General features: G+C 52.0%; 5 protein-coding genes and 1 pseudogene. All 6 read right to left on the bottom strand.

Annotation, left to right across the window (positions count from 1 at the left end; all coding sequences use genetic code 11):
• Positions 1 to 26: 26 nt before the first annotated feature.
• Entirely contained in the window at positions 27 to 386 is a 360-nt protein-coding gene (locus ACGCCZ_RS07040) for a hypothetical protein (protein WP_411655653.1), read from the bottom strand.
• 109 nt (positions 387 to 495) lie between these two features.
• Entirely contained in the window at positions 496 to 843 is a 348-nt protein-coding gene (locus tag ACGCCZ_RS07035; protein ID WP_411655655.1) for an InlB B-repeat-containing protein, read from the bottom strand.
• Between the two features lie 72 nt (positions 844 to 915).
• Positions 916 to 1,164, bottom strand: a pseudogene (locus tag ACGCCZ_RS07030) (discoidin domain-containing protein); the annotation flags it as partial.
• A gap of 137 nt (positions 1,165 to 1,301) precedes the next feature.
• On the bottom strand, positions 1,302 to 1,436 hold the full coding sequence (locus ACGCCZ_RS07025; RefSeq protein ID WP_411655652.1) for a hypothetical protein: 135 nt from the start codon (positions 1,434 to 1,436) through the stop codon (positions 1,302 to 1,304).
• Positions 1,433 to 1,879 (bottom strand): glycoside hydrolase family 3 N-terminal domain-containing protein, encoded by a 447-nt coding sequence (locus tag ACGCCZ_RS07020; protein WP_411655654.1) that lies wholly within the window; start codon positions 1,877 to 1,879, stop codon positions 1,433 to 1,435. The genes ACGCCZ_RS07025 and ACGCCZ_RS07020 overlap by 4 nt, the downstream gene beginning before the upstream one ends.
• Before the next feature lie 114 nt (positions 1,880 to 1,993).
• Positions 1,994 to 2,351: hypothetical protein (locus ACGCCZ_RS07015; RefSeq protein WP_411655651.1), on the bottom strand; the 358-nt coding region annotated here is incomplete at its 5' end.

Raw genomic sequence — 2,351 nt, 5'->3', positions numbered from 1 at the left:
TGCTTGCGTTCGGTTATGCGCCGATATTAACCAGGAACGACTTCCATCTCGTGTGAGTTTTCGCATTTATCGTGAAACGCTTTCGCGTTTTTCGCCGCTTCAGGCGGCAGCCGCGTCTGCCATTGTCGCCTTCCTCGAACTCCAACAGGTGCATCGCTTTTAGCAGCTCGTCCCAGGCCTTGTTGACCTCTTCCTGGGTTGCGGCTCGGATCGTCGTAGACCTCCTGCGCGTTGGTCCGGGCATTCACAAAGAGTTCCCGTACTTCCGGTACCAGGCGGTCGATGTCCTCCTGCGTTACCTTGTTCGCCTCATCCAGGACAATCTTCAAGATGTCCTTGTCCACCTTCGTAAAGGTAAAGCGCAGGCTTGCATTCTCATTCGGCATCGTGTAGGTGTACGTAAAGCCGTTTGGTTCAAACGGGATGTCCTCTCCGTTGAGCTGTGCACTGGCGAACGCGCCGTCGGTCGGGGTGAAGGTAAAGGTCAGATCTTCATCACGGCATCACTTTCGCACCGTAGATTGCATCCGTGGAGATCACCACATCTGCATTTCCTTCCACTTCCACCGCTGCATTGCTGCTCCACTGTACGGTCAACAACTGCGGCTCCTTCGGTTCGTCCGGCTTCTGGTTTTTAGCAAAATCCGCCGTTAAGATTACATTATTCGCGGGCATTGTAAAGTTCAGTTCTGAGGAAACCCGTTGTTCCGGGGTAAGTGTCAGGCCGACCGTGCTCCATCCTGCAAAATGATACCCTTTAGGAGCATCATTTGCAGTAACTGTCACTTCGTCTCCTTCTTTAAGTCCAGTACTTTCCCCAGAGACTACCGCATTCCGAGTCAAAACAACATAAGTATCTTCTTCCTCTGTAGGCGGTACATAGTCGCTGTCATATACTTCAAATTCATAGATGCTGGCTCCCCATTCATCCCAAAGTTCTGTTGCCTGCATCTTCACATAACGGCCGGAAACATTGGACAGGTCAAATTCCTGTTTATCATTGTCTCCTCCGCTGGCTGCAGTTGTCGTATGGTTCGCTACTTCGGTGAACGCAGCACCGTCGCTGGAGACCTGAATCGCATAAGATTTCGGAGCATGCTCCCAAGAAATACGGATATATCCCAAGTCTTGTACATCGCCCAAGTCCACCTGGAACCACGGCTGAGAGGATTGGTTGACCGATGCTGGTTGCCCAACGGGTCGACATCAGGCCATCTACGGCGCCTGCGGCACTGTGATCGGCACTCTCTGTGTTGGACGCTTGAGCAGGTTTCCCGACAGCCAAATGGTCAATAGCTTCCTCATCGCGCAAACTGTCCGTCTTGAGCGCCAGATTCAAGAGACGGACCGCAGCAGCTTCCAAAGTCTCGCGGTCTCAGGATTCCTTCGTTGACCGCATTGACCAGAGCATTGGAATCGCCGCTGGGCATTTTCACATCGCCGCCCGCCAAAACTTCCTTGACGATATTGGAGTCATTTCCCAGTCGGTCATAAATACTCCATCATAGCCCCACTCTCCACGGGCAATTTCATTCATCATAGGCTCCAACTCAGCAGCCTTGGTTCCATTGACAAAATTGTAGGAGGTCATGATCGACCATGGGTAAGCTTCTTTAATGACAATTTCAAACGCTTTCAAGTAGATCTCACGCATCGCGCGGGAGGAAACAAGGCCGTTCGAGGCCAAACGGCTAAATTCGGTGGAATTCACAGCAAAGTGTTTCACAGCTGTTGCCACGCCCACGGACTGCATACCACGGGTCACAGCAGCACCCAACTTGCCCGTGAGATAGGGGTCTTCTGCGCAAGACTTCAAAGTTGCGCCCACCCAAAGGATTGCGCTGGATATTGATGCTGGGGCCCAAGATACAGTTGACATCATAGGCCCTGATATCTTTGCCAAAGGCCAGTCCATAATCTTCACACAGTTCTTCGTTCCAAGAGCTGGCCATGACATTGGTCCCAGGCCAGGCAACAGGGCTGGTAATATCGTTCAAACCAACACCTGTGCGGACCATCCGCAGTTTGTACACCGGGAATTCCCGAAGACGGAATGCTTCCCGATTGAACCCGTGTTGGTATTCGGTGCCACATTTCCTTGACCACTTCCCAGGGTCGCCAACTCATTCACCGTAAGCTGAGAGACAAATGTATCCATCAGTTCCGGATTTTCAGCCACATCCTCAAAAGATAGTTCTTCGGCTGTTGTAGAGAGACTATTGACAGCCGCATTGGTCCTGGCTGCTGGGGTCTCCACTTTTTCAAAGGTGATGTAGTCGATATTGGGGAACGCTGCAATCTGCGACTCGATGGTAAGCGTCGCCTCACCGCTGGGCAAGATCACGGTCAGA

This window comes from Anaeromassilibacillus sp. SJQ-1 (assembly GCF_046693725.1).
Taxonomy (GTDB): Bacteria; Bacillota; Clostridia; order Oscillospirales; family Acutalibacteraceae; genus Anaeromassilibacillus.
Note: the sequence above shows the minus strand (reverse complement) of the source record. Positions and strands in the feature narration are given on the sequence as shown.